Annotated in this window: 27 protein-coding genes; 23 read left to right on the top strand and 4 right to left on the bottom strand. The window is 30.6% G+C overall.

Features of this window, described 5'->3' with window-relative positions; genetic code table 11:
* Positions 1-7 precede the first annotated feature (7 nt).
* The 4 genes from TICRE_RS04290 to TICRE_RS04275 all read left to right on the top strand — a co-directional run bounded on the left by TICRE_RS04290 (position 8) and on the right by TICRE_RS04275 (position 5,188).
* Entirely contained in the window at positions 8-745 is a 738-nt protein-coding gene (locus tag TICRE_RS04290; protein WP_075725489.1) for a metal ABC transporter ATP-binding protein, read from the top strand.
* A gap of 10 nt (positions 746-755) precedes the next feature.
* The gene (locus TICRE_RS04285) at positions 756-1,889 is read left to right on the top strand and encodes a metal ABC transporter permease (protein ID WP_075725487.1); all 1,134 of its coding nucleotides are present in this window, start codon (positions 756-758) and stop codon (positions 1,887-1,889) included.
* On the top strand, positions 1,889-3,010 hold the full coding sequence (locus TICRE_RS04280; protein WP_075725484.1) for a metal ABC transporter permease: 1,122 nt from the start codon (positions 1,889-1,891) through the stop codon (positions 3,008-3,010). Before TICRE_RS04285 ends, TICRE_RS04280 begins: the two co-directional genes overlap by 1 nt.
* A gap of 162 nt (positions 3,011-3,172) precedes the next feature.
* On the top strand, positions 3,173-5,188 hold the full coding sequence (locus tag TICRE_RS04275) for a penicillin-binding transpeptidase domain-containing protein (protein WP_075725482.1): 2,016 nt from the start codon (positions 3,173-3,175) through the stop codon (positions 5,186-5,188).
* Between the two features lie 105 nt (positions 5,189-5,293).
* Here TICRE_RS04275 and TICRE_RS04270 read toward each other — a convergent pair whose 3' ends face one another.
* Positions 5,294-5,515: a hypothetical protein gene (locus TICRE_RS04270; RefSeq protein WP_075725480.1), complete on the bottom strand. Its 222-nt coding sequence runs from the start codon at positions 5,513-5,515 to the stop codon at positions 5,294-5,296.
* 450 nt (positions 5,516-5,965) lie between these two features.
* On the opposite strand from TICRE_RS04270, the gene TICRE_RS04265 reads away from it, so the two are divergent.
* The 9 genes from TICRE_RS04265 (at position 5,966) to TICRE_RS04225 (ending at position 12,253) form a co-directional block, all read left to right on the top strand.
* Positions 5,966-6,340: a GntR family transcriptional regulator gene (locus TICRE_RS04265; protein ID WP_075725478.1), complete on the top strand. Its 375-nt coding sequence runs from the start codon at positions 5,966-5,968 to the stop codon at positions 6,338-6,340.
* Entirely contained in the window at positions 6,333-7,211 is an 879-nt protein-coding gene (locus TICRE_RS04260) for an ATP-binding cassette domain-containing protein (protein WP_075725476.1), read from the top strand. Before TICRE_RS04265 ends, TICRE_RS04260 begins: the two co-directional genes overlap by 8 nt.
* Positions 7,212-7,970, top strand: coding sequence for a hypothetical protein (locus TICRE_RS04255; RefSeq protein WP_075725474.1), 759 nt, complete (start codon positions 7,212-7,214; stop codon positions 7,968-7,970).
* A 246-nt stretch (positions 7,971-8,216) separates the two neighbouring features.
* Positions 8,217-9,317 (top strand): YedE family putative selenium transporter, encoded by a 1,101-nt coding sequence (gene yedE / locus TICRE_RS04250; RefSeq protein WP_233120144.1) that lies wholly within the window; start codon positions 8,217-8,219, stop codon positions 9,315-9,317.
* Positions 9,310-9,519 (top strand): sulfurtransferase TusA family protein, encoded by a 210-nt coding sequence (locus tag TICRE_RS04245; RefSeq protein ID WP_075725473.1) that lies wholly within the window; start codon positions 9,310-9,312, stop codon positions 9,517-9,519. The genes yedE and TICRE_RS04245 overlap by 8 nt, the downstream gene beginning before the upstream one ends.
* 10 nt (positions 9,520-9,529) lie before the next feature.
* Positions 9,530-9,811: a DUF3343 domain-containing protein gene (locus TICRE_RS04240; RefSeq protein WP_075725471.1), complete on the top strand. Its 282-nt coding sequence runs from the start codon at positions 9,530-9,532 to the stop codon at positions 9,809-9,811.
* 113 nt (positions 9,812-9,924) lie between these two features.
* A complete protein-coding gene (locus TICRE_RS04235; RefSeq protein WP_084191817.1) occupies positions 9,925-10,356 on the top strand; it encodes a MarR family winged helix-turn-helix transcriptional regulator in 432 nt (143 codons plus the stop codon).
* Between the two features lie 4 nt (positions 10,357-10,360).
* Entirely contained in the window at positions 10,361-11,224 is an 864-nt protein-coding gene (locus TICRE_RS04230; RefSeq protein WP_075725467.1) for an SDR family oxidoreductase, read from the top strand.
* Between the two features lie 48 nt (positions 11,225-11,272).
* Positions 11,273-12,253, top strand: a complete 981-nt coding sequence (locus tag TICRE_RS04225) for a biotin--[acetyl-CoA-carboxylase] ligase (protein ID WP_075725465.1) — start codon at positions 11,273-11,275, stop codon at positions 12,251-12,253.
* A gap of 38 nt (positions 12,254-12,291) precedes the next feature.
* Here the strand turns inward: TICRE_RS04225 and TICRE_RS04220 are convergent, their stop codons facing one another.
* Positions 12,292-12,855 carry a biotin transporter BioY gene (locus tag TICRE_RS04220; RefSeq protein ID WP_075725463.1) on the bottom strand — a complete coding sequence of 188 codons (564 nt, stop codon included), beginning with the start codon at positions 12,853-12,855 and terminating at the stop codon, positions 12,292-12,294.
* 221 nt (positions 12,856-13,076) lie between these two features.
* Here TICRE_RS04220 and TICRE_RS04215 point away from each other — a divergent pair, with 221 nt between their 5' ends.
* Both TICRE_RS04215 and TICRE_RS04210 read left to right on the top strand, forming a co-directional pair.
* Positions 13,077-13,826, top strand: a complete 750-nt coding sequence (locus TICRE_RS04215) for a nitroreductase family protein (protein WP_075725461.1) — start codon at positions 13,077-13,079, stop codon at positions 13,824-13,826.
* A gap of 2 nt (positions 13,827-13,828) precedes the next feature.
* Complete coding sequence (locus tag TICRE_RS04210; RefSeq protein WP_075725459.1) at positions 13,829-14,350, top strand: cyclase family protein; 522 nt, start codon at positions 13,829-13,831, stop codon at positions 14,348-14,350.
* Between the two features lie 154 nt (positions 14,351-14,504).
* Here the strand turns inward: TICRE_RS04210 and TICRE_RS04205 are convergent, their stop codons facing one another.
* Positions 14,505-15,635, bottom strand: coding sequence for an NAD(P)/FAD-dependent oxidoreductase (locus TICRE_RS04205; protein ID WP_158016423.1), 1,131 nt, complete (start codon positions 15,633-15,635; stop codon positions 14,505-14,507).
* A gap of 346 nt (positions 15,636-15,981) precedes the next feature.
* Between TICRE_RS04205 and TICRE_RS13390 the strand changes: the two genes are divergently transcribed.
* Both TICRE_RS13390 and TICRE_RS04200 read left to right on the top strand, forming a co-directional pair.
* Positions 15,982-16,146, top strand: a complete 165-nt coding sequence (locus TICRE_RS13390) for a hypothetical protein (RefSeq protein ID WP_198927477.1) — start codon at positions 15,982-15,984, stop codon at positions 16,144-16,146.
* 186 nt (positions 16,147-16,332) lie between these two features.
* Positions 16,333-16,701 carry a hypothetical protein gene (locus TICRE_RS04200; protein ID WP_075725455.1) on the top strand — a complete coding sequence of 123 codons (369 nt, stop codon included), beginning with the start codon at positions 16,333-16,335 and terminating at the stop codon, positions 16,699-16,701.
* A gap of 102 nt (positions 16,702-16,803) precedes the next feature.
* Here the strand turns inward: TICRE_RS04200 and TICRE_RS04195 are convergent, their stop codons facing one another.
* Positions 16,804-16,992, bottom strand: a complete 189-nt coding sequence (locus tag TICRE_RS04195; RefSeq protein WP_075725453.1) for an alpha/beta-type small acid-soluble spore protein — start codon at positions 16,990-16,992, stop codon at positions 16,804-16,806.
* 238 nt (positions 16,993-17,230) lie between these two features.
* Between TICRE_RS04195 and TICRE_RS04190 the strand changes: the two genes are divergently transcribed.
* The 6 genes from TICRE_RS04190 (at position 17,231) to ligA (ending at position 24,785) form a co-directional block, all read left to right on the top strand.
* Positions 17,231-18,226, top strand: coding sequence for a lipoate--protein ligase (locus TICRE_RS04190; protein WP_075725451.1), 996 nt, complete (start codon positions 17,231-17,233; stop codon positions 18,224-18,226).
* 22 nt (positions 18,227-18,248) lie between these two features.
* Positions 18,249-19,091, top strand: coding sequence for a lipoyl synthase (lipA, locus tag TICRE_RS04185; RefSeq protein WP_075725449.1), 843 nt, complete (start codon positions 18,249-18,251; stop codon positions 19,089-19,091).
* Positions 19,092-19,344: 253 nt separating this feature from the next.
* Positions 19,345-19,842 carry a QueT transporter family protein gene (locus TICRE_RS04180; RefSeq protein WP_075725447.1) on the top strand — a complete coding sequence of 166 codons (498 nt, stop codon included), beginning with the start codon at positions 19,345-19,347 and terminating at the stop codon, positions 19,840-19,842.
* 26 nt (positions 19,843-19,868) lie between these two features.
* Positions 19,869-20,366, top strand: a complete 498-nt coding sequence (gene queF, locus TICRE_RS04175; RefSeq protein WP_075725445.1) for a preQ(1) synthase — start codon at positions 19,869-19,871, stop codon at positions 20,364-20,366.
* Positions 20,367-20,585: 219 nt separating this feature from the next.
* On the top strand, positions 20,586-22,793 hold the full coding sequence (gene pcrA, locus TICRE_RS04170) for a DNA helicase PcrA (RefSeq protein ID WP_075725697.1): 2,208 nt from the start codon (positions 20,586-20,588) through the stop codon (positions 22,791-22,793).
* A 6-nt stretch (positions 22,794-22,799) separates the two neighbouring features.
* Entirely contained in the window at positions 22,800-24,785 is a 1,986-nt protein-coding gene (gene ligA / locus TICRE_RS04165; protein ID WP_075725443.1) for an NAD-dependent DNA ligase LigA, read from the top strand.
* The last annotated feature ends 15 nt before the right edge of the window (positions 24,786-24,800 follow it).

Genomic DNA, 24,800 nt, shown 5'->3' with positions numbered 1-24,800 from the left:
TGAAAGCATGAAGAAAAACGATTATATAATAAAAGTTGAAGATATGACGGTAGCCTATAGTACAAAACCTGTACTTTGGGATATTGATTTAGATATTCCAAAAGGAGTTTTAATGGCGATTGTAGGACCAAATGGAGCAGGAAAATCTACTCTTATAAAGGCTATGCTTGATTTAATAAAGCCAGTATCAGGAAAGGTATTATTTAATGGTGAGAGTTATAAAGAACATAGAAAACATATAGGCTATGTTCCCCAAAGTGAAAGTGTAGACTGGGACTTTCCTGCAAATGTGCTAGATGTCGTTTTAATGGGAAGATACGGGGAATTGGGATGGTTTAAAAGACCAGGGAAAAAAGATAAAGACCTAGCAATTGATGCTTTAGAGAAAGTTGGGATGAAAGAATTTGCAGATAGACAGATTTCTCAACTCTCTGGTGGTCAACAACAAAGAATATTTTTAGCACGAGCCCTTGTTCAAGATGCAGATATATATTTTATGGATGAACCATTTAAAGGGGTAGATGCAAAGACAGAAGGTGCTATAGTTGAACTTTTAAAAGAACTTAAAAACAGAGGAAAAACTCTTATAGTAGTTCATCATGATCTTCAAACAGTACCAGAATATTTTGACTGGGTAGTACTATTAAATAGACAGATTGTAAAGGTAGGACCTGTAGAAGAAGTCTTTACAGATGAAAACTTAAATAAGACATATAAAAGTACAGGTCAAATTTTAAAAAGGTAGGGGATAGAAATTGAACATTATAAATCTTATATTGACAGATTATACTCTGCAAATAGTATCCCTTGGCTCAGCTCTTCTTGGAATAATAAGTGGGGTACTTGGAAGTTTTGCAGTAATAAGAAAAGAAAGCCTTCTTGGAGATGCAGTTTCTCACTCAGCACTTCCAGGCATTGCTTTAGCATTTTTACTAACGGGAACTAAAAACACTGAAGTACTCCTTTTAGGAGCACTCCTTTCAGGTCTCCTATCAACCTTTTTAATAAATGGAATAAGTAAATATTCTAGAATTAAATTTGACAGTGCTTTAGCACTTATACTTTCTGTATTCTTTGGAGGAGGGCTTGTCCTTTTAACTTACATTCAAAAAGTGCCAAATGCAAATCAGGCAGGTCTTGAGAAATTTATATTTGGTCAGGCATCAACAGTGCTTCTTAGAGATGTAAAGATAATAGCTATACTTGGAACAATACTTCTACTATTGGTATTGGCATTTTGGAAGGAGTTTAAAATAGTTTCATTTGATATAGATTTTGCAGAGAGTTTAGGATTTGATACTAAAAAGATAACATTTTTATTATTTGCTATGATAGTTACATCTATCATAATAGGGCTTCAAACAGTAGGAGTAATCCTTATGAGTGCAATGCTTACAGCTCCCGCTGTAGCTGCAAGACAGTGGACAGATAAACTTCATATAATGGTAATTTTATCAGCCCTATTTGGAGCGATATCTGGCATAGGGGGGACTATTGTAAGTTCAGTTGTATCAAAGCTTCCAACAGGACCTATGATAGTTATAATAATAAGTACTATAGTAATAATAAGTTTGGCTCTTGCACCAAATAGAGGTTTAGTGTGGAGATATTTAAGAAATGTGAAAAATCAAAGGTCTATAGGTGAAGACCAGGTTTTAGCAAATCTATATCATCTATATGTAAACCATGATAACGAGGGACACTGTCACGATTTAATTACTATAAACCCTGATGCAAATTTACAACAAAAAGGGAAAGAAAACATTCAAAAACAACTTGAAGATTTAAAGAAAAAAGGATTTACAAGGTCTAATTCTTTAGATAAATGGTGTATAACTGATAGTGGAATAGAGTATGTAGAAAATTATTTTAAAGAGGGGGAAGAATAATGAGCCCAGATTTAGAAATTCAAATTATAGCAGTTATAGTGGCGGTAGCTTGTTCTCTTCCTGGAGTATTTTTAGTTCTTAGAAAGATGAGTATGATGAGTGATGCTATAACTCACACTATACTACTTGGAATAGTAATAGCTTTTTTTCTAACAGAAAGCTTAACATCTCCACTTTTAATAGTAGGTGCAGCTATTATGGGAGTTATAACGGTCTTTTTAACAGAAGTTTTAAATAACACAAAGCTCGTTTCAGAAGACTCAGCTATAGGGATAGTTTTTCCACTCCTTTTTAGTATAGCTATAATAATAATATCAAAATATGCAGGTTCAGTTCACTTAGATACAGACTCAGTTCTTCTTGGAGAACTTGCATATGCACCATTTGATAGATTGGAATTATTTGGAAGAGATATTGGACCTAAGGCAATTTACTCTATGGGAACTATTCTAATAATAAATTTAATATTTATAATAGGATTTTTTAAAGAATTAAAAATAGTTACATTTGATCCAGCACTAGCAACAATACTTGGTTTCATGCCGTCATTAATCCACTATAGTCTTATGACACTAGTTTCAGTTACAGCAGTAGGAGCATTTGAATCGGTAGGTTCCATTCTTGTTATAGCATTTATGATAGGGCCGCCTATCACAGCTTATCTCTTAACTGATGATCTGAAATTTATGATAATTTTAAGTGCCCTAGTAGGGGCTATAAATGGAGTATTAGGTTATCAATTTGCTGTGTACTTTGATGTCTCTATTGCAGGTTCTATGGCAGTTATGACAGGAGTAGTATTTTTGCTTGTATTTGTATTTGCACCAAAGAGAGGACTTGTAACTATGATACGAAGAAGAAAAAGTCAAAGGTTTGAGTTCGCAGAAAAGTCCCTATTATTCCATGTTTATAATCATGAAGGAGATAGTGATGAACGAGTAGAGCTTGGAGTTGATACAATACAAAACCATGTAAACTGGGATAAAAATTTTCTAAATAAAATAATGAAGACTCTGAAAGAAGAAAAAAAGGTATATATAGAAGATGGGATTGTAAAGTTAACAAAAGAAGGACGCGACTTTGCAATAAAAAGTTATGAAGAAATAGTATCAGAGTTTTAGTATTGTGATAAAATGTGACATAAGGGGAGGACTATTGCATCAATTGATGTAATAGTCCTCCCTTATACTTCCAGATGGATAAACTTCCCTTTTACTAACAAATATATAGGGTATATAATACATTAAGTGATATCAATATAATTAATATAAAGGGAGATTTCTATGAAAAAGTATAAAATATTAACTATATTTATGATTGCAATAATAAGTATATTTACTTTCACAGCTTGTAGTAAAGAGACTGTTAAAGATAGCTTTAATATATATAAGACGGCATTAGAAGATAAAGACTATAAAAAAATGTATACCATGCTATCAAGTTCTTCTAAAGAAGTGATAAAAGAAGAAGACTTTATAGAAAGGTATAACAAGATATATGAAGGAATAGATGCTAAAAATATAAAAGTAGACGTAAAGGAAAATGAGGAGGAGAAAGAAACTGTCAATTTTATAGTGCAAATGGATACCTTAGCTGGAAAGATATCTATAGATAACTATAAAGCTAAGATGGTAAAAGAAAAGAGGGAAGATAAAAAAGGATGGTTTATAGAATGGGATGAGAGTTTGATCTTTCCAGGGATGTCAAAAGATGATAAAGTAAAAGTAAAGGTTCTACCTGCTAAAAGGGGCGAGATCTATGATAGAGATGGAAAAGGTCTTGCAGTAAATGGTAAAAGATATAGTGTAGGAATATATCCTGCGGTGTATGATAAGTCAAGTAATCCAGTTCTTGCAAATTTACTGGATATAGATGAAGAAATAATAGATAAAAAGCTAGAGAAAAACATGGATCCAGAACAATTTATTCCTATAGTCAAATTAGCGTTAGAAGATAAAGAAAAATTGGCACAAGTGTTAGAAATTGAAGGCGTGCGTTATTATGAAGTAGAAGATAGAGTCTATCCCGGTGGAGAGGCTTTGGGTTCTTTAGTAGGATACCTTAAACCTATAACCGCAGATAGATTAAAAGAAGATAAAGAAGGCATATACCATAATACTAGCTTAGTTGGAAAAGCAGGGTTAGAATCAGTATATGAAAATACTCTTTTAGCTAAGGATGGTAAGGAAATATATATTTCAAAGATAGAAGATGAAAAAGAGGTAGAAAAAAAAGTCTTAGCAAAGATAGAACCGAAAAATGGTGAAGACTTATATACAACAATAGATACTGAGCTTCAAAAGAAGATATATAGTGAAATGAATGGAGATATAGGAACATCTACTGCAATAGATCCAAAAACAGGGGAAGTTCTTTCTATGGTAAGTTCTCCTTCATTTGATTCAAATCTTTACACCACATATATACCAAATAGCCAAAGAAGGAAATGGGAGGATATGGATATAAGTGTGTTTGAAAATAGATTTAATAAAGCCTATTCTCCAGGTTCCACATTTAAAATAGTTACAGCTACAATTGGTCTTGAAAAAGGAGCAATAAATCCACTAGAAAAGATAAATATACAAGGTAAGAGTTGGCAAAAGGATTCTTCTTGGGGTGGGTATAAGATAAATAGGGTGAGTCAAAAACTTTCAAGTGTAGACTTAAACAACGCTTTTGTCTATTCGGACAATATATATTTTGCTAAGAGTGCATTAAAAATTGGAACAAAAGATTTTATAGCTGGTTCTAAAAAATTTGGTTTTGGCGAAGAATTGCCTATAAAATATCCATTTGCAAAGTCTCAAATTGCAAATGAAGAAAAGATAGGAGATGAAATACTCCTTGCAGACACAGGTTATGGGCAAGGACAAGTTCTTATGAGCCCACTTCATCTTTCACTTGTATATAGCAACTTAGTAAATGATGGAAATATTATGGAACCAGTACTTGAAAAAAAGGAAGGTGAAGAACCTAAGATCTGGAAAGAAAATATTGTCACAGAAGAAAACAGAACTATAGTATTAAATAGCTTGATAAATGTAATAGAAGATAAAGATGGTACAGCTCATGAAGCAAAGCTTCCAGGCATAAAACTTGCAGGAAAAACAGGAACAGCAGAGCTAAAATTATCTCAAAAAGATAAAGGGCAAGAGAATGGATGGTTTGTAGTGATGAATGTAGATAATCCTAAGATAGTTATTTCAATGATGATAGAAGGCGTAGAAGGTAGGGGCGGAAGCCATTATGTAGTACCTAAGGTAAGAAATATAATGGAGTATTATTTAAAAGATAAATAGTCCTCAAAATATTGGTGTACTAAATAGTGAACAATATATATTGTCAAATATAAAATAGAGTGATGAACAAATCTGTTCATCACTCTATTTTTTAGTTTTTTAAATTTAGCTTAAATTCTTTATAACATCTTCAACTGAATTTACAATTTTGCTTTTATTGCTAGTAGTAGAGTTTAGTGCTTCCTTAGCATTTTCTACTGCGCTAGTAGCCCTATCGCCTATAGTTGCACCTTTAAGGGAACTTAGGCTATCTAAGAGTGCTTCTTTACTGTGCTTTGAATTGTCAAATTTATAAGTGTCAAGTTGTTTTTTCAAAGTATCTTTCATCGTAAAACCTCCATAGAATTTATTTGTTATATAATATTTTAACCGTATAAGTAAATGTTATACACTTCAAATTAAAGAGATCTTAGGGAAAGACAACTATATCTGCCTTGGATATCCAATGTAAATCATAAATCAAGTATATCTTCTCCGAGTGAACCGAGTTGTCCACTCTATAATAGTTTTAGGAAATAGATAGCGAAATATAGAAATTTTTCTTTTATTTTCTCATTGACAAAAATCAAATATACATATATACTTAGTTACATAACCAACTAACCACACAACCAAATAGATTAGAAATTGTATCCTATAATCTATAATTACAATAATCTTTTCCTTTTGTATTGGAGTAGATGATTTTATGGATTGTAGATAAGTGATAGTATGTATCAGGTGGATTATAAAACCCAATCTGATGTAAGTTTTCTTTATTTTAACGGAGGTGAAAATTTGCTTAACTTAGATTCGGATAAATCAATATATATACAGATTGCAGAAATAATAGAAAACGATATATTGTCAGGAAACTTAATGGAAGAAGAACAAGCTCCTTCTACAAATGAATTTGCAAAGGTCTACAATATAAATCCTTCTACAGCAAGAAAGGGTTTAAATATACTTGTAGATGAAGGGATTCTATATAAAAAAAGAGGAATTGGAATGTTTGTAACTCCAAATGGAAGAAAAAAGATATTAAAAAAAAGACAAGATAAGTTTTTCAAAGAAAGGCTGCCAGAGATAATTAAAGAAGCTGAAAGGCTTGAAATAGATAGAGAAAAAATAATAGGATATATAAAAAGAATTGAGGAGGGACAAAATGATTGAAATAAAAAATTTAAATAAAGCGTATGGATCTACAAAGGTTCTTTCAAATATAAATTTAAAATTAGAAGAAAATAAGATATATGGACTATTAGGCAGAAATGGTGTAGGTAAGACTACTCTATTAAATATAATGTCTAATGTGATAAGAGCTAATAGTGGAGAAGCACTTTTAAATGGAGAAAATATACATGAAAATTCTAAAGTACTAGAAAACATAGCTATAGTTAGAGAAAGTGGATTTGGAATAGAAGATATAAAGGTCAAAAAGATACTCAAAGCAGCTAAAACTTTATATAAAAACTGGGACGAAGAATATATGAAGTTTTTAATCAAAGAATTCGATTTAAATATAAAGAAGAACTATAGTAAACTATCAAGAGGGAATAAAACCATAGTAGGATTAATAATTGGTTTAGCATCAAGAGCGCCATTAACATTATTTGATGAGCCCTCCTTGGGACTTGACGCATCTTATAGATATAAGTTTTATAATTTACTCCTGCAAGATGTAGAAAAAAATCCTAGAACTGTTATTATATCAACTCATTTAATAGATGAAGTCACCCACCTATTTGAAGAGGTAATCATATTAAAGAATCAAAAAGTTTATTTAAAAGAAGAAGTAGAAAGTTTAATGGGAAAAGCATACTTTTTAAGTGGGAAATTAGAAAAAATAGAGCCCATTATAAAGGGGAAAAATATAATTAGCAAAGAAGAATTTGGCACTATAACTATAGTAGGTGTATTTGATTGTTTAACTAAAGAAGAAAAAGATAATTTAAAAGAAAAAGGTATAGAAATAAGTGCAATACCGCTTCAGAAGTTATTTGTCTTATTAACTGAAAAAGAAAGCGTAGAGGGGATAATATAGATGGAAGCTATAAAAAAATCAATAAAGTATCAATTTATAGAATCAAAAAAGTTTATACTAGGATTTTGGAGTACAGTTATAGTAGTTGATATATTTTTCTATATATTAAATGATTTAAGCTCTGTCAATAATTCTATAAACTTTAATATAGGATTTAGTTTGGGAAATACAGAAGGAATTGATTCTCTCTCAATAGTTGGAGTAAACCTTATGATAATATTCGTAGCTTTATTAGTATATAATTATGAGAGAAACTATGAAAGCTTTCCACTATCACTTTCTTTTAGCATGACTAGAAAAGATTACTTTTTATCTTTCTTAATAGATAATATAGTGATATCATTTATATTTGCAAGTATACAGGGCGTTTTACTAAAAATAGACCCAAGTATTGTGAAACTTGTTGGTAAAGAACCTCTATATGATTTTATAAATTTTAATCTTAAAACAGATAATGTGTTATTTATAATTTTTACTTTGTTTATTTTATTCTTAACTTTCACATGTGTTTTCAATTTATTGGCAAGCTTAAATTATAAATTTGGATATAAACTATGGGTAGTTATAATAGGAATTAATATAATAATATCAACATTTAATATAAAAACTTTTGATAAGATCTTATTATCTATAGGAAATACTATAGCAACCAGATTTGGAATATTTGAGATCGTAGTTATCTTAGCAAGTGTAGTTGCACTCTATTCTTTAAATTACTTTGTAACTATAAAGACTGATATAAAGAGAAAAACTATATAGACTTATTATAATGAAAGAGATAGAGCACGATATTAAATATTACCTTTCTTCTTGAGTTTATAGAATTAAATGTTATACTTTAAAGCATAGTATTATACTTCATGTATTGATATCAATAAATATATAATGCTAATATACAAATAAATACTTTCATACTTTAACACTTTAATGCACTTGACAAATCCATTCCTCTTTAAGTATAATGGCATTGTAGACTGTAATTATATTTAAAGGAGATGAGATAAAGTGAAAGGTAAAGGGAAAATGTTTTTGTATGGAGGCATTATAGGTTTAGTTGGGGCTATACTTATGAAACTGGGAAACCCTGGAAACATGGGTATCTGTATTGCATGCTTTTGGAGAGATATTGCAGGAGCTATGGGCTTACATAGGGCAGAAGTTGTCCAATATATAAGACCAGAAATTATTGGAATCATATTTGGTGCATTTTTTATATCTTATTTAACTGGAGATTTTAAAGTAAGGGGAGGATCTTCTCCAATTTTAAGGTTTGTAATGGGTTTCTTTTTAATGATAGGCGCCTTAGTATTTTTAGGTTGTCCACTAAGAATGGTTTTAAGACTTGCAAATGGAGATTTAAATGCATTGGTTGGACTTGGTGGATATATAGGCGGAATATTTATAGGAACAAGATTTCTTAAAAGAGGATACACTCTTGGAAAAAGTATAAAGCAGCCTAAAGTTGCTGGTTTTATATATCCTATAATAGGGGTTGTATTGCTTGTGTTTTTAGTTATAAAACCTGCATTTATTTTGTTTAGTAAAGAAGGGCCAGGTTCTATGGGAGCGCCTATAGCAATTTCTCTTGCTCTTGGAGCAGTGGTAGGTATATCTCTTCAAAGAAGCAGAGTTTGTACAGCAGGTGGATTTAGAGATATAATACTTATTAAAGATACATTTTTTCTATGGGGACTTATAGGAATCTTTGCATTTGGATTGGTAGGAAATCTTGTTTTAAATTTGGATACATTTAATTTGGGATTTGCTGATCAACCAATAGCTCACACTGAACACTTATGGAACTTTTTAGGAATGGTTTTAGTAGGACTTTGTTCAGTACTACTTGGAGGTTGTCCTATTAGACAAACAGTTCTTGCGAGCCAAGGGGATGTAGATGCTGGTGTTACGGTATTTGGTCTTATTATGGGAGCTGCTTTTTCGCACAACTTTGGACTAGCTGCATCTCCTGCTGGAGTACCACCAAATGGAAAGATAGCAGTTATAGTAGGTATAATATTTATATCTATATTAGCTTATGGAGTAGTAGCTGAAACTTCAAAAGCTAAACAAAAAGTTGGGTTAAAGGAGGCGAAGGTAAATGCTTAAAGAAATAGATGCTAGAGGCAGATCTTGTCCTGAGCCTGTAATTATGACTATGAATGCTATTGATAGCGGCGATAAAAAGTTAAAGATAATAGTTGACACAAATGTGGCTGTAGAAAATATATCTAGATTTGCTAATAGCAGAGGTTATAAAGTAGATGTAGATGAAACTAATGAGGATTTTGAAATAAATCTTTCTAAGTAAGGTGGTAGATATGGAAGAATTTTATTGTGTATTTAGTTTTCAAACAGTAAATCATGCCTTAGCATTTGAGAAAATGATAAAAGAAGAAGGTATAGAAGTAAAACTTATGCCAATGCCCCGTCAAATAAGTACAAGCTGTGGAACCGCAGCTAGGGTATCTTGTGATATGGAAGAAATTATAAAAGAGATATGTAAAAGGCGTAGTATTGAGACAGAGGGTTTTCACAAAATAATAAACAAAAATGAAAACCTATGGTTTAGTAAATTTATGAATAAGAAGAAAAAAGATTAATACAAAAGAAGCTAGAAAGTAAAATTTCTAGCTTCTTTTGTATTGTATTTTTTAAAGAATAATGGTAATATAGTTAGTGTACTAACTATATTAAAATAAGATAATAAGGTGATATGATGAATATTGGTTTTATATTAAATTATTGTTCAAAACTTTTAAGAAATAGATTAAATCGGGAACTTGAAAAAGAAGATATAACTCTATCGCAATTTGCAACAATAAAAGATATTGAAATGAATTCTTTTAAATATGGACAAGAAGTAGGCGTAACAGCAGTGGAAATATCAGAAAGATTAGATATGGATAAACCAACGATATCTGGAATAATAAATAGGTTAGTAGATAAAGACTATGTAAAAAAACTATCTAATCCCAATGATAAAAGATCTTTCATATTAAAACTTACAGATAAATCCAAAGCTAAACTACCAATTTTAGAAAAGATAAATGATTCAGTAGTAAATGACGCTATAGAGGGTTTGACCAAAGATGAAATAGATATGTTTAAAAAGATAACAAAAAAAATAATAGAAAACATGAGGTAATAAAATGGACAAATACTTAATAACAGGTGCAACTGGAAATATTGGTATGTATGTAGTAGAAGAATTGCTTAGCTTAGAAAAACATGTAAAATTAGCAGTTCACGATGTAAAAAAGGCTAAGGAAAAATTTACGGATAAAGAAAATATAGAATTAGTAAAATTTGACTTTTTAGATGATAAAACTTTTGAAGATGCATTAGAAGGAATTAAGGGTATATTTTTAGTTAGACCACCTGAGCTTGAACATCCTAACAAGGACATGCTTCCCTTTTTAGAGGCTGCTAAAGAAAAAGGTGTAGAAAAAATCGTATTTGTATCTTTGCTTGGAGTTGAAAAAAACCCGATAGTTCCTCATAGAAAGATTGAAAGTATGATAAAAGTTTTAGGTATACCTTATGTGTTTTTAAGACCAAGCTTTTTTATGCAGAACTTAAATACAAATCATAGAGAAGAGATAAGAGATAGGGATGAGTTATATATACCAGCAGGAAAATCAAAGACAAGCTTTATTGATACAAGAGACATAGCTAGAGCAGCAGCTATATCTTTAATAGATGAGAAGTATAGAAACACAGCAATAACTCTTACTGGTAAAAGAGCAATTGATTATTATGAGATAGCAAAAACAATGTCAGAAATGCTTGAAAGAAAGATAGAATATAAAAACCCAAGTCTTTTAAAATTTAGAAAAGAAAGGATAAAAAGAGGAACTCCTAAAGAGTTCGCAAATGTTATGTCTATTTTATACCTTACGACAAAGCTTGGAATAGCTAAAGATATAAATTATGATTTAGAAAAGATAATAGGAAGGGAACCTATTAGTTTCAGACAATATGTAATAGACCATAAAAACTATTGGATAAAATAAATAATATAAACTTTTAAAGAAAATGTATGGAAGTAGGTAAAGAGAAAAGTGAAAAATAAAATTTTAAAGCGACTAAAAAATAGTGATGATTTTGTTTCAGGAGAAAAGATATCCCAGGAGTTCAATATGACTCGTAGCGGTATATGGAAATATATAAATATGCTAAAAGAAGAAGGATATATTATAGAATCAATACCTAGAAAAGGATATAGGATTATCTCATCACCTGATATATTAACACTCCAAGAAATAGAAAACAATCTTAGTACAGAATTTATAGGGAGAAATATATATTATTATGATACGATGGATTCTACCAATAAAGAAGCAAAGAGAATAGCTTCTCTAGAAGATGAGGGAACAATTGTAATATCAGAAGAGCAGGCAGATGGAAAAGGTAGGCTGGGTAGAAACTGGGTATCGCCTAAAGGTAAAGGTATTTGGATGAGTATAATTTTAAAACCTGATGTAGAACCAGTTAAAGTAGGTGCAATAACACTTTTAGGTGCAGCTTCTGTATTTAAGGGACTAAAGAAGATGAATATAGTTTCAGAGATAAAATGGCCAAATGATATACTGATATCTGAGAAAAAAGTATGTGGTATTCTTACTGAAATGAGTGCTGAATTAAATATGATCAACCATCTTATTATGGGGATAGGTATAAATGTAAATTTAGATGAAGTAGATATACCAGATGAATTAAAAGAAAAAGCTACATCGATTAAAATAGAGCAGAAAAAAGAAATAGACAGAAAGCTTCTATTAGCCAATATATTAAATGAATTTGAAAAGCTATATATTGCTTTTAAGGATGATGGAAATGTTTCAAAGGCTATAGAGATATGTAGAGAAAACTCTGTTTCAATAGGTAGGGAAGTTAGGGTAATACGAGGTAGGGAAGAAAGAATAGGAAAAGCATTAGATATAAATGACAGAGGCGAGTTAATAGTAGAATTTGATGATGGAAAGACTGAAAGTATATTTGCAGGAGAAGTTTCAGTTAGAGGTGTAAATGGTTATATTTAAATCATTTTAATAGGGTCAAATTGACCCTATTAATTAAATTAATTTAAAGATAGTTTAGATATATTTAACGTCTTTAAAAGTTTTGTGCCAACAATCGAAACTATAATAAATTTCGCAAAATCACCTGGCAAGAAAAGCAAACAGCCCATATTGAATATTTGTATAAATGAAAATTCTTTTCCCATAATGATGTTTAACATATAATACATATAAGGCAATCCAAATAAATAAATAGTTATGGTGCCAACTAAAGCGGCTATAAAGATTCTTTTACTAGATACTTTTCTTTCTGAATTTACAATCTTTCCTACTATAAAAGCTGCAAATACAAATCCAATTATAAATCCAAAACTTGGTTTCATAATTGTCTGTACTCCTCCAGTAAGACCAGCAAATATAGGAATACCAATAAGTCCTAGAGAGATATAGATTATCTGAGATAAAGCACCAAGTTTAGGACCAATAACAATACCAGATAAAATGACAAATAAAGATTGTAAAGTAATAGGTACAGGACCAATTGGGAAACTAATAAATGCACCAATGCCAGTAAGAGCAGTGAATACAGCAACTAATGCCATATCTTTTGTAGAAATTTTCATATTGACGCCTCCTATTGTTAACCGAATTTATAAAATGGGTTTACAATACAATTATAAATGGTTTTAATTTAACTGTCAACTTAATTTTATTTATTGAGAACTGAAATTAAGATAAGATGCAAGAGTATATGGATAAAAAAATACTCTGTTATTTTATGATAGATAAATGCGTGTTATAATATATTTATAAGTAAATAGAATAATTTGAAGGAGGGGTAAAGATGAATGAAGTAATAAAACAAATTAAAGAAAGAAAGTCTGTGAGGGTATTTGAAGATAGAGAAATAGAAACTCATTTAAAAGATGAAATTCTAAACTCAGCATTTCAAGCACCAACTGCAGGAGGTATGATGTTGTATAGTATTTTAGATATAACTGATAAAGAATTAAAAGCTAAACTTTCCATAACTTGTGATAATCAACCATTTATAGCAACGGCTCCCATTGTATTAATATTTTTAGCAGATTATCAAAGATGGTATGATTGTTTTAACTTAAATGGTTGTAATCCAAGAAAACCTGGTGAAGGAGATATTTTACTAGCATCATCAGATGCTTTAATAGCTGCACAAAATACAGTAGTAGCAGCAGAATCTTTAGGACTAGGATCGTGCTATATTGGAGATATCTTAGAAAACTGTGAAGTTGTAAGTGAACTTTTAAATCTGCCTGAATTTGTAATACCTGTATCAATGCTAGTATATGGCTATCCAACAAAACAGCAAAGGGAGAGGAAAAAACCTATTCGCTTTGAAAGAGAGTATATCGTATATGAAAATAAATACCATAGACTAACTAAAGCACAACATGATGAGATGCATAAAATCAGAAATGAAAAAACAAGCACTATTAATAAAAATGTAGCTGAGGATATAAAAGCTCTATGTAAAAGGAAATATATGTCTGACTTTTCTTTAGAAATGGATAGATCTGTAGGAGAATACCTTAAGAAATTTAGAAAGAGGTCATAATAATGAAAGTTATTGATTTGTCTATGAGTTTATATACTGATATGGACGTCTTCTTAGGTGATCCACAAGTAAAGATTGAGTTAGTTCATTCCTATGAAAAAGACACATGGGAATTAAGAAATTTGAATATGGGCTCCCATACAGGAACCCATGTTGACGCTTATTCCCATATGCATAAAGGAAAGGCTTCATTAGATGAAATATCTATTGAAAGATTTTTTGGTCATGCACAAGTTGTAGAATTATCCGAAGCGTTGCCAAGTGAAATAGGATTATTTTTTATAGAAGAAGTAGGGGCAGAGCATCTAGAAAAAATAATGGACTCAAATCCAGGATTTGTAGGTGGAAATATAACAGAAGATTTGGAGAGGATGCTATTAGATAGAGAGATTATAACCTATACAGGACTAATCAATTTAGAATTGATCCCAAGAGGGAAAACTTTTATGTTTTATGGATTACCACTAAAGATTAAATCAGGAGACGGATCACCAGTTAGGGCTATTGCAATTATTGAAGATTAAAACAAAAAAATGACAGACCACCCTGTCTGATCCTGATGTTCAGGGTGAATTTACTTATCTAGGAAAGTAGACAGGGTTGTCCGATGATACAAAATATACATAAAGATATATTTAATTATGCACATTCTGTATATTTGGTTATACAGTTATTGTGTTACCTTCTATCTACTCTTAGGATTTCGGAATAGGGATTGGCTTTTCCTTGTATTAAGTCGTTTATAATTTTAGCACCTGCCATAGAATAGCACGTTCCATTTCCTTCATATCCAAGGAGATAATACTTATTTGAATTTTGGGGATCTCTTCCAATAAAAGGCATACTATCCTTTGAGATTCCAAATAGAGCATTCCATCTATAATCAATTTGAATATTTAAGTAGGGAAAGAAGTTTTCTATTTCTTTTTTTATTTCTTCTGTTTTTTCATAAATAATACTCTCATCTTCTTCAACATGAGAGATTTTTTGATCTAGCCCTCCCGCAATTATTCGATTGTCTTTAGCAGTTCTAAAATAGAGGTAAGGCATTTTTGTCTCCCATATCATCGCAGAGTCTTTCCAAGGAGGAGTTTTATTAACTTTTCCAGAAAAAGCATAACTTCTATTTATCTTTGCTTTATATTTTATGACATCATAGATTTTTGTATATCCCGTAGCCAAGACTATACTTTGAAAATCTATAGAAAAATGATCTTTAGTATAAGCCCTTGAACTCTCTATATTGTCTAAATCTATAGCTGTTTCTTCAAAGTATTCTACGCCAAGTTGGATGTTTTGATATATAATAGCTTCTATAAATTTATAGGGATTTACTTCTGCATCTTTCCATGTACGAAGAGCACAAGGTTTATCCATATGATATTCTTTTTTGAGAGTTTTTTCATCGATAAATTCTACAGGAAAATTATATTTACTTAAATAAGCAAACTCTTTTTCTATTTTTTCTACATCTTTTTCATTAGAAGCATAATATATGCTAGACCTTTGTATAAAATCTGTTTCCATTTCTAAACGCCTATTTAGATCTGTAAGACTTTCCATGGCATCTAAGCACATTTTATAAAAAAGAACAGCTTTTTCTCGTCCTATTTTTTCTTCTAGCTCCCATAACATAATATCACTAGAATATTGCAAAAGTCCTGTATTACTTACACTACTGCCCATAGCAAGTGTATTTTTTTCTATTACAGTCACCTTATGGCCGTGTATAGCTAAGATATTTGCACATATGTTTCCAGACATTCCACCACCTACAATAAGAACTTCAGTAGAAATATTCTTATTCAAAGAAAGAAAATTTTTGCTAAGTTTTAAGGTTTTATCCCAATACGTATTGCCCGAATAAAGCTTCATTGTCATTCTCCTTTTTATTTTTTCATTATATACCCTTTAATTTTTTTCCAAATCCATGGATAATATGGACTGAGTATTTTGTGTTTATTTCCTAAAAAAATAGAAATAAATGATATAATGTTCTATAAGGGAATTGGTTTACTATATAACCAAGGTAAGAATAGAAGATAGAAAATGTAGATATAGTGTGAATATATATTTAAATAAAGAAATATAATCTAATTTACTTGATAATATAAATTGATTCATGGGTATGAAATTTAAAAAGGAGGTAGTTATTATGATGCAAGATATGGGAGGTTTTATAGGAGGTTTTGGTTATTTAAGTATTAGTTTAGGATTTATTAAAACTATATTAGAAATTATGCTTTATATTTCACTAATCACTCTATCTTTTAAAGCAGTAAAGGCATTAAACATATATATTAATAGAAGTTTAAAATGATTAATAAATATTCTTTATAAATTGAACAAGATTTCATTAACACAATCCCCTTCTATAGCAAATTTATTGCTTAGGGGGAGAGGGTTCACCATCTAAATAATAGAATATCTGAAATAATAAATAAAATTAAAGAAGGTGTTCAGAATCAATAATAAAACTTATAAACCATTTATTGCTTGGATTTTTTTGTTCCCTATTGTAATAACAGCACCTTGGGGACTTATATATTTATCTGAAAAATCTCAAGTGATTTTTTCACTAATTATGACTATTTTTACTTTAGATATATTGATGTTCATAATATATAAAGGTGAATATGTATACTGGATTAATGGTGGTCCAACTTTTAATGAAGCAAAAGCATCAACTAGTGAGAAGAGAAAACAGTATGCAAAAGCACATCTAGATATATTTTTAAAGATGACAGTTTTTATTTTTTTATATGCTATTTTAAGTTTATTATTTAAACTTTTTATATGGATAGATATCGTAGTCTTTTCTTTAGCAATTGCAATAGCGTCATTTAAAACAGTGTTAATAAGGTTTGAAAAATAATAATGGGAGTAGTTGACAAGTATATCTAAGTGAACAATATAAAAAGGTTTTAAAAAAGAGACTTTAGCTTTTAAAGTGGCTAAAGTCTCTTTTTTGACTATATTAACTTGGATTAAATGTATCTTGATTATCTTTTTCCGTAAGATGTTTTTTACCCATTTCAACGAGTCTCTTTGTCATAAGACCCCCAACCATACCTGCATTAGTTAATTCTATACTTAAATCTTTTGCTATTTCAAGCTTCATCTCATCAAGAGCTTTTCTAGCATTTGGGTCTGAATTTTTTGCCATATGAATCACTCCTATTTTAGGTATAAAGTTATTTTGTTACTTAATGGGATTTTAATACTAGGAAAAAATTTCAATTTAAATATATATACTATATTCATTTTTTATAATACAGGAAATTGAAAATAATTTTCAATTTTCTAACAATATTATCTTAATATCTGTTATAATTATATTCATAAATAATACTAGGAAGCATTTAAAAACCAAACAAAATCTTATTAAAACTGGAGGACGAGATATGATTTATGTAATAAATAACAGCAATAGTTGCTTTTTTAACCATGCAGCAGAGGAATACTTAATGAATAAATTTGACGATGAAATTTTTATGCTTTGGGTTAACAAGCCCTCAATCTTAATAGGAAGAAATCAAAATACATTATCTGAGATAAACTATGACTATATAACTGATAATAAGATAGATATAGTAAGAAGATTATCAGGTGGTGGAGCTGTCTATAATGATTTGGGAAATATGAACTTTTCTTTTATAACATATAGAAATGAAGAAAACCGTCAAGTGAAAAATGGATTTGAGAAGTTTGCACTACCAGTTATAAATGCTCTTCAGTCACTAGGAGTAAATGCTATATTTACAGGTAGAAATGATATAACGATAGATGGTAAAAAGTTTTCTGGTAATGCTCAATATTTTCAAAAGGACAAGCTGCTTCATCATGGAACACTTCTATTTGATTGTGATATGACTAGACTATCATCAGCGCTTAAAAGCAAGGCTTTAAAATTTAAAGATAAAGGTATAAAATCTGTAGGGGGAAGGGTTACAAACATTCTTCCTCATTTAAGGGAAGCTATGACTTTAGAAGAGTTTAGAGAGTATTTAAAGAACTATATAATAGATGCACATAATATAGAACGTGTTATTGAGTTTAATGAAAATGATATAGAGGAAATAGAAAAGATATCTAAAGAACGATTTGAAACTTGGGAGTGGAACTATGGTAAATGCCCTGTATACACTTATGAAAACTCAGTCAAATACCCTAGTGGTCTAATAGAATACAATCTAAATGTAGAAGAAAGTATAATAACAGATATTTCAATATATGGTGATTTCTTTGGTGAGAGAAATATAAAGGAACTAGAGTCAGCTTTAATTGGTGTAAAACATAATAAGGATGAATTAGAGAATTGCTTAAATAAAATAGAAATAGATAAATATATTAAAGGACTTACAGTTAAAGAGTTAGTTGGAGATTTATTAGAAATTTAACAAAACTTGGGGGGTGAAATTAATGTATTTAAGAAAACCAGAATGGATAAGAACAAAGATGCAAGGAGGAGCTGCTACAAAGAAGGTAAATTCTATGATATCAGATCTTTCTTTAAATACAGTATGTGATGAAGCAAGTTGCCCAAATCGTATGGAGTGCTTTGAAAGAGGTACTGCTACATTTATGATACTTGGAAGAAACTGTACTAGAAATTGTACTTTTTGTAATGTAACTCGCCAAAAGCCAGATGAAGTAAGTGAAATAGAGCCTGAAAATGTTGCAAAGGCAGTATCGAAGTTAAATTTAAAGCATGCAGTCATTACATCAGTTACTAGAGATGATTTGGAAGATCAAGGTGCCAATCAATTTAAAAGAGTTGTAGAAGAGATAAGAAAAACATCTCCAAATGTAAGTATAGAACTTTTGATTCCAGATATGCAAGGGGATAAAAAACTTCTAGATATCATTATAGATGCAGAACCAAATATTTTAAACCATAATGTAGAAACAGTTCCAGAACTATATGATAAAGTTAGGCCTATGGCAATATTTGATAGATCAATAGAAGTACTAAATTATGTGAAACAAGCAAAACCAAAGATTAAAACTAAATCTGGTGTTATGCTAGGACTTGGAGAAACTAAAGATCAGGTAATAGAAGTTCTTAAAAGGCTAAGGGAAGTAGATTGCGATATGTTAACACTAGGACAATATTTACAACCCAGCACATTACATCTACCAGTAGTCGAATATATTACACCAGAACAATTTGATGAATATAAGGAAATTGCAATAGATATGGGATTTAAAAGAGTAGCGTCAGCACCATTAGTAAGAAGTTCATACTACGCAGAAGATCTTTAAAGGATTTAAGTAATCGACTATAAAGATATTTGACATACTACTCATTAAACATTATACTATATTAAGATAAACTATAACTAAATAAGACAGTTCGTAACCATCCTGTCTATAAATAAAACTAAGGGTCTATAGATAAAAATACTTTGTTTTTTATAGGGCACTTTGTGCCCTTTTTTGTTTGGGAAAAACATATGTTTACAGGATATAAAGGACACTTCTTATTTAGAATTTGATAAGAGTGAGGAGAGAAAACATGAATAGTAAATCAATATTAATAGGGAAAGAATCAATGACAACTACTAGAAAGGTAGCTATATCAGGAGTTTGTGTAGGACTATATGTTATACTGATGTATCTAACCCAAGGTTTTGCCTTTGGTCAATATCAAATAAGAATAGCTACATCGTTTTATGCACTTAGTGCCATTCACCCATTTTTAATAGTTCCTTTAGCAGTGGGCAATATGATGAGCAATATAATTATGGGGGGATTAGGTTTTTTTGATATATTGGGAGGATTAGTGGTTGGCATTGTAACTAGCACATCAATTTATTTAGTGAAAAAATTAAAATTAAATGACTGGTTTATAGCTATTCCAATAATTTTTGGACCAGGATTAATAGTTCCTATATGGCTTTCAATTATACTAAATATCCCTTATAAGATATTGGCAACTAGTTTATGTATTGGCCAAATCATTCCAGGGATAGTTGGTGTTATTCTTATAAAACAATTAAGAAATAGAATCTAAAGTTAATAGAAATGGAGAAGATAAATATGTTTGAAAGAAAAGCAGAAGAATTAGAAGGGGTTACATTACTAGGAAACCAAGGAACAAGTTATGATTATAACTATAATCCATCTTTTTTAGAGACATTTGAAAACAAGCATAGAGAGAATGATTATTTTGTAAAGTTTAACTCTCCAGAATTTACAAGTCTTTGCCCTAAGACAGGACAACCTGATTTTGCATCAATATATATATCATATGTTCCGGATGTACTTATGGTAGAGAGTAAGTCTTTAAAGCTTTATCTTTTTAGCTTTAGAAATCATGGAGACTTTCACGAAGATTGTATGAATATAATAATGAAGGATTTGATAAAACTTTTAGATCCAAAATATATTGAAGTATGGGGAAGATTTACCCCAAGGGGCGGAATTTCAATTGATCCATACTGCAATTATGGTAAAAAAGGAACTAAGTGGCAAGATGTAGCTGAAAAGAGATTATTTTATCATGATATGAATCCAGAGAATATAAATAATAGATAATATAAAAGTGAGAATATAAAAACCATATATTGGGTAATTTTAAAAATAAAAACCGTGAAACTATCATGGTTTTTTTATTTTTTAAAATTGTTTTAAGTTTATATTGGTATTGGCTATACTATAGAAGTGAAAGTTATTAAGAATATACGTTTCTACAATGGAAAAAAGCTCCTACTTAAGATATAATTAAAAGGAAATTAATAAATGGATGGTGAGAGAATGGATTATTTAGAAGGATTAAACGATAGGCAAAGAGATGCTGTTCTTCATACAGAAGGCCCCTTGCTTATTATGGCGGGAGCAGGGTCTGGGAAAACACGTGTTGTTACCCATAAGATAGCCTATTTGATAGAAGAAAAGGGAGTTTACCCAAGTAGTATCCTTGCTATTACTTTTACGAACAAGGCCGCAAGCGAGATGAAAGATAGGGTAAAAGAGCTTATAGATGCTGATGTAGATAAAATGTGGATGGGAACTTTTCACTCCATATGTGTGAGGATTTTAAGAAGGGACATAGACAGACTAGGCTATGACAGGTCCTTTACTATATATGATAGGGATGATCAGATAACACTTATGAAAGAGTGTATAAAGGAACTAAATATAGATAAAACCATGTACAAAGAATCAGCCGTGCTTTCAAAGATAAGTTCATTAAAAGATGCAAGTATAGAGCCTGATAGTTATATAAATGAAAACTATAGTGAATTTAGGGAGAGAACCATAGGTGAACTATATGCTCTTTATGAAAAGAAACTAAAGAAATATAATGCACTTGATTTTGACGACCTTATTATAAAAACTGTAGTTTTACTTAAAGAAAATAAAGATATATTGGAGTTTTATCAAAACAAATTTAAACATGTTTTCGTCGATGAGTACCAGGATACGAATAAAATTCAATACGAATTTGCAAGGCTCTTATCTGGTAAACATGAGAATATATGCGTGGTAGGGGATTCTGATCAGTCGATTTACGGTTGGAGAGGGGCGGATATTGGCAATATTTTAAACTTCGAAAAAGACTTTGAAAACTCCACCGTAATCCTTTTAGAACAAAATTATAGATCGACGCCAAATATATTAAATGTTGCAAACAAGGTTATAGGAAACAATTTTGAGAGACAAGCCAAAAATCTTTGGACGAACCGAGAAGAAGGAGAAAAGGTAGTTTATGAACAGCTTGACTATTCTGAAGAGGAAGGTCATTTTATTGCAAATAAGATTCATCAGCTTATATATAAGGGATATAAACTAAAAGATATAGCAGTTCTTTATAGGACAAACGCACAGTCTCGTACGTTTGAGGAAAGTTTTATGAAAGAAGAACTCCCATATAAGATAGTAGGAGGACTTAGATTTTACGATAGGAAAGAAGTAAAGGATGTTATAGCTTATTTAAAGGTACTTCAAAACCCTAATGACAATATATCAATAAAAAGAATAATAAATACTCCAAGAAGAGGAGTTGGACTTGCTACAATATCCAAAATAGAAGAATATGCAATAGAGCACGGTGAATCTTTTTATGGAGCGCTTCTTTCACTAGATGAAATAGACTCATTAAATGCAAGAGCTAAAAATAGTGTCTCCCCCTTTATAGATACTATGAATGTGCTTATGGCTAAAAAAGAAGTGATGGGATTAAAAGACTTTATAGAGGAGATGATTTCTAGCATTGGCTATATTGAAGAGCTTAAAAAAGAAGACACAATTGAAGCTAGAACTCGTATAGAAAATATCAAAGAGTTTATCTCTGTAGCTCTTAACTTTGAGAATATAAATGAAGATGCTACATTAGAAGATTTTCTAGCATCAGTTTCACTTCTTTCAGATGTAGATAAGACAGTGGATGAAAACAATCTTATAACTCTTATGACAATTCATAGTGCTAAGGGACTTGAGTTTAAAGTGGTCTTTGTAGTAGGGCTTGAAGAGGGTCTATTTCCTAGCTTTAGAAGCTTAGAAAGTGATGAAGATATAGAGGAGGAGAGAAGATTAATGTACGTCGCTCTAACACGAGCAGAAGAGGTCTTATTCATCACAAATGCTAAAAGAAGGACAATTTACGGAAATACCAATTACACTCTTCCTTCTAGATTTATAGAGGAGATGGGGGATACTATAGAGAAACCGGAAGTTAAAAAAGCAAATATACAGTCCAAAAGTGCCGATGAGAGTCTAATCAGAATAAAAGACTTTACTATGCCTAACTTAAACTATAATCCTGCCATGATGAAAAAGAGAAATGATGGAGATAAAGAAGTAAATATAGGAGATAAAGTGAAGCATAAGAAATGGGGTATAGGTACTGTAGCTATGGTCAAAGAAAGAGAAGGAGACAAGGAACTTACTATTGCATTTGATAAAGGAGGACTAAAAAGGCTTCTTTTATCGATCGCACCTATAGAAATAATAGGAGGGTAGAAACAGTTGGATAAGGAAAAGAGAATAGAAGAACTTATAAAAATCATAGATGATTTAAATTATCATTATTATACAATGGATAATCCAAAATTAAGTGATAAAGAATATGATGCGCTATATGATGAATTGGTAAATTTGGAAGAAGAAACTGGGATAAAAAAAGACTATTCACCAACTAGTAGAGTTGGTGGATTTATCTTAGATAGGTTTGAAAAACATATTCACTTGGGGAGACTTTGGAGTCTAGATAAAAGTCAAAGTATAGGAGAACTAGAAGCGTGGGATACTAGAATTAGGCGCCTTATAGAAGACTATAACAGTAAAGGTGAAGAAAAACTTCCAGAACCTACTTATATAGTAGAATATAAATTTGATGGGTTAACCATAAACTTAACCTACAATGATGGAAAGCTTGTTCAAGGAGCAACGCGTGGAAATGGAACAGTTGGGGAAGGAATAATTGAACAACTTAAGACCATAAAATCTATTCCTTTACAGATAGATTTTAAAGGTCTAATTGAGATACAAGGTGAAGGACTTATGCCTTTATCCGCTCTTGAAAAATATAATAAAACAGCTATAGAACCTCTTAAAAATGCAAGGAACGCAGCAGCAGGGGCACTTAGAAATCTGGATACTAAAGTTACATCTAGCAGAAATTTAACAGGATATTTTTATAATATAGGTTATATTGAAGGAAAAAGATTTAAAACTCATTTAGAGACTCTAGAGTTTTTAAGAGAAAACAAACTTCCAGTTTTTCCGTATTTTAAAATCTTTACGAATATATTTGAAATAGAAAAAGAGATAGATATTATAAAGACTAAAAGACATGATCTGGACATTCTAACTGATGGACTTGTTATAAAGATAAATGATATAAGAACTAGAGAAGTGCTTGGGTTTACAAATAAATTTCCAAGATGGGCTATAGCATATAAGTTTGAGGCAGAGGAGACAAGTACTAGACTTTTAAGTGTAGAGTGGAATGTAGGAAGAAGTGCTAAAGTTACTCCAAGTGCCATTTTAGAACCAGTAGATATAGGGGGAGTTAGAGTATCTCGTGCTACATTAAACAATTATGATGATATAGAGAGAAAAGGAGTTAGATTAAATTCTAAAGTTTTAATAAGAAGGTCAAATGATGTAATTCCAGAAATCTTAGGAACTCTTCCAACTGATGAAGAAACTTTTGAAATAGAACTTCCCAAAGATTGCCCTGCTTGTGGAAGTGAACTTATTAAAGATGGTGTTCATATATTTTGCCCAAACTCTCTTTCTTGTAAGCCACAACTTGTAAAAAGACTTGTTCACTTTGCAAGTAGGAATGCTATGGATATAGAGGGGTTCAATGAAAAGACCGCCCAAAAACTTCTTGAAGAACTAGATATAAGAGATCTTCCTGAAATATATGAGATAAAGTATGATGATCTAATCCATCTTGAAGGATTTAAGGAGAAAAAAAGCAATAATTTACTTCAAGCTATAGAAAAGAGCAAAGATGTAAGTTTAGCGTCTTTTATATATGCACTTGGAATAAATAATGTGGGAATAAAAACAGCTACAGATCTTGCAGATAGTTTTAAGAGCTTAGATAATATAAAAGAAGCTCAATTTGATGAACTTATAAACGTAGGAGATATAGGCCCTATTATAGCTAAAAACATAATAGAGTTTTTCCACGATGAAAAGATTCTCAATGCTTTAGATAAACTTTTAGAAGAAGGAGTAGTGCCTCATCATGAAGATTTAGAAAAGAAAGAGTCTATCTTTACAGATAAAACGGTAGTTATAACTGGAACTATAGAAGATCTTTCTAGAACTGATATAAAAAACAAAATAGAAACTATGGGGGGCAAAGTGACAGGAAGTGTTAGTAAAAAGACAGATTTTGTAATAGTAGGAGAAAACCCTGGATCTAAATATGAAAAGGCAAGAGAACTTGGAATTGAAATAATAGATGAAAATAGATTAAAAAATATGTTAAAATAAGAGATAGAATAGAAA

The organism is Tissierella creatinophila DSM 6911 (genome assembly GCF_001940565.1).
In the GTDB taxonomy this organism is placed as follows: Bacteria; Bacillota; Clostridia; order Tissierellales; family Tissierellaceae; genus Tissierella_A; species Tissierella_A creatinophila.
The sequence above is the reverse complement of the archived record's forward strand: the minus strand, read 5'-3'. Positions and strand labels throughout refer to the sequence as shown.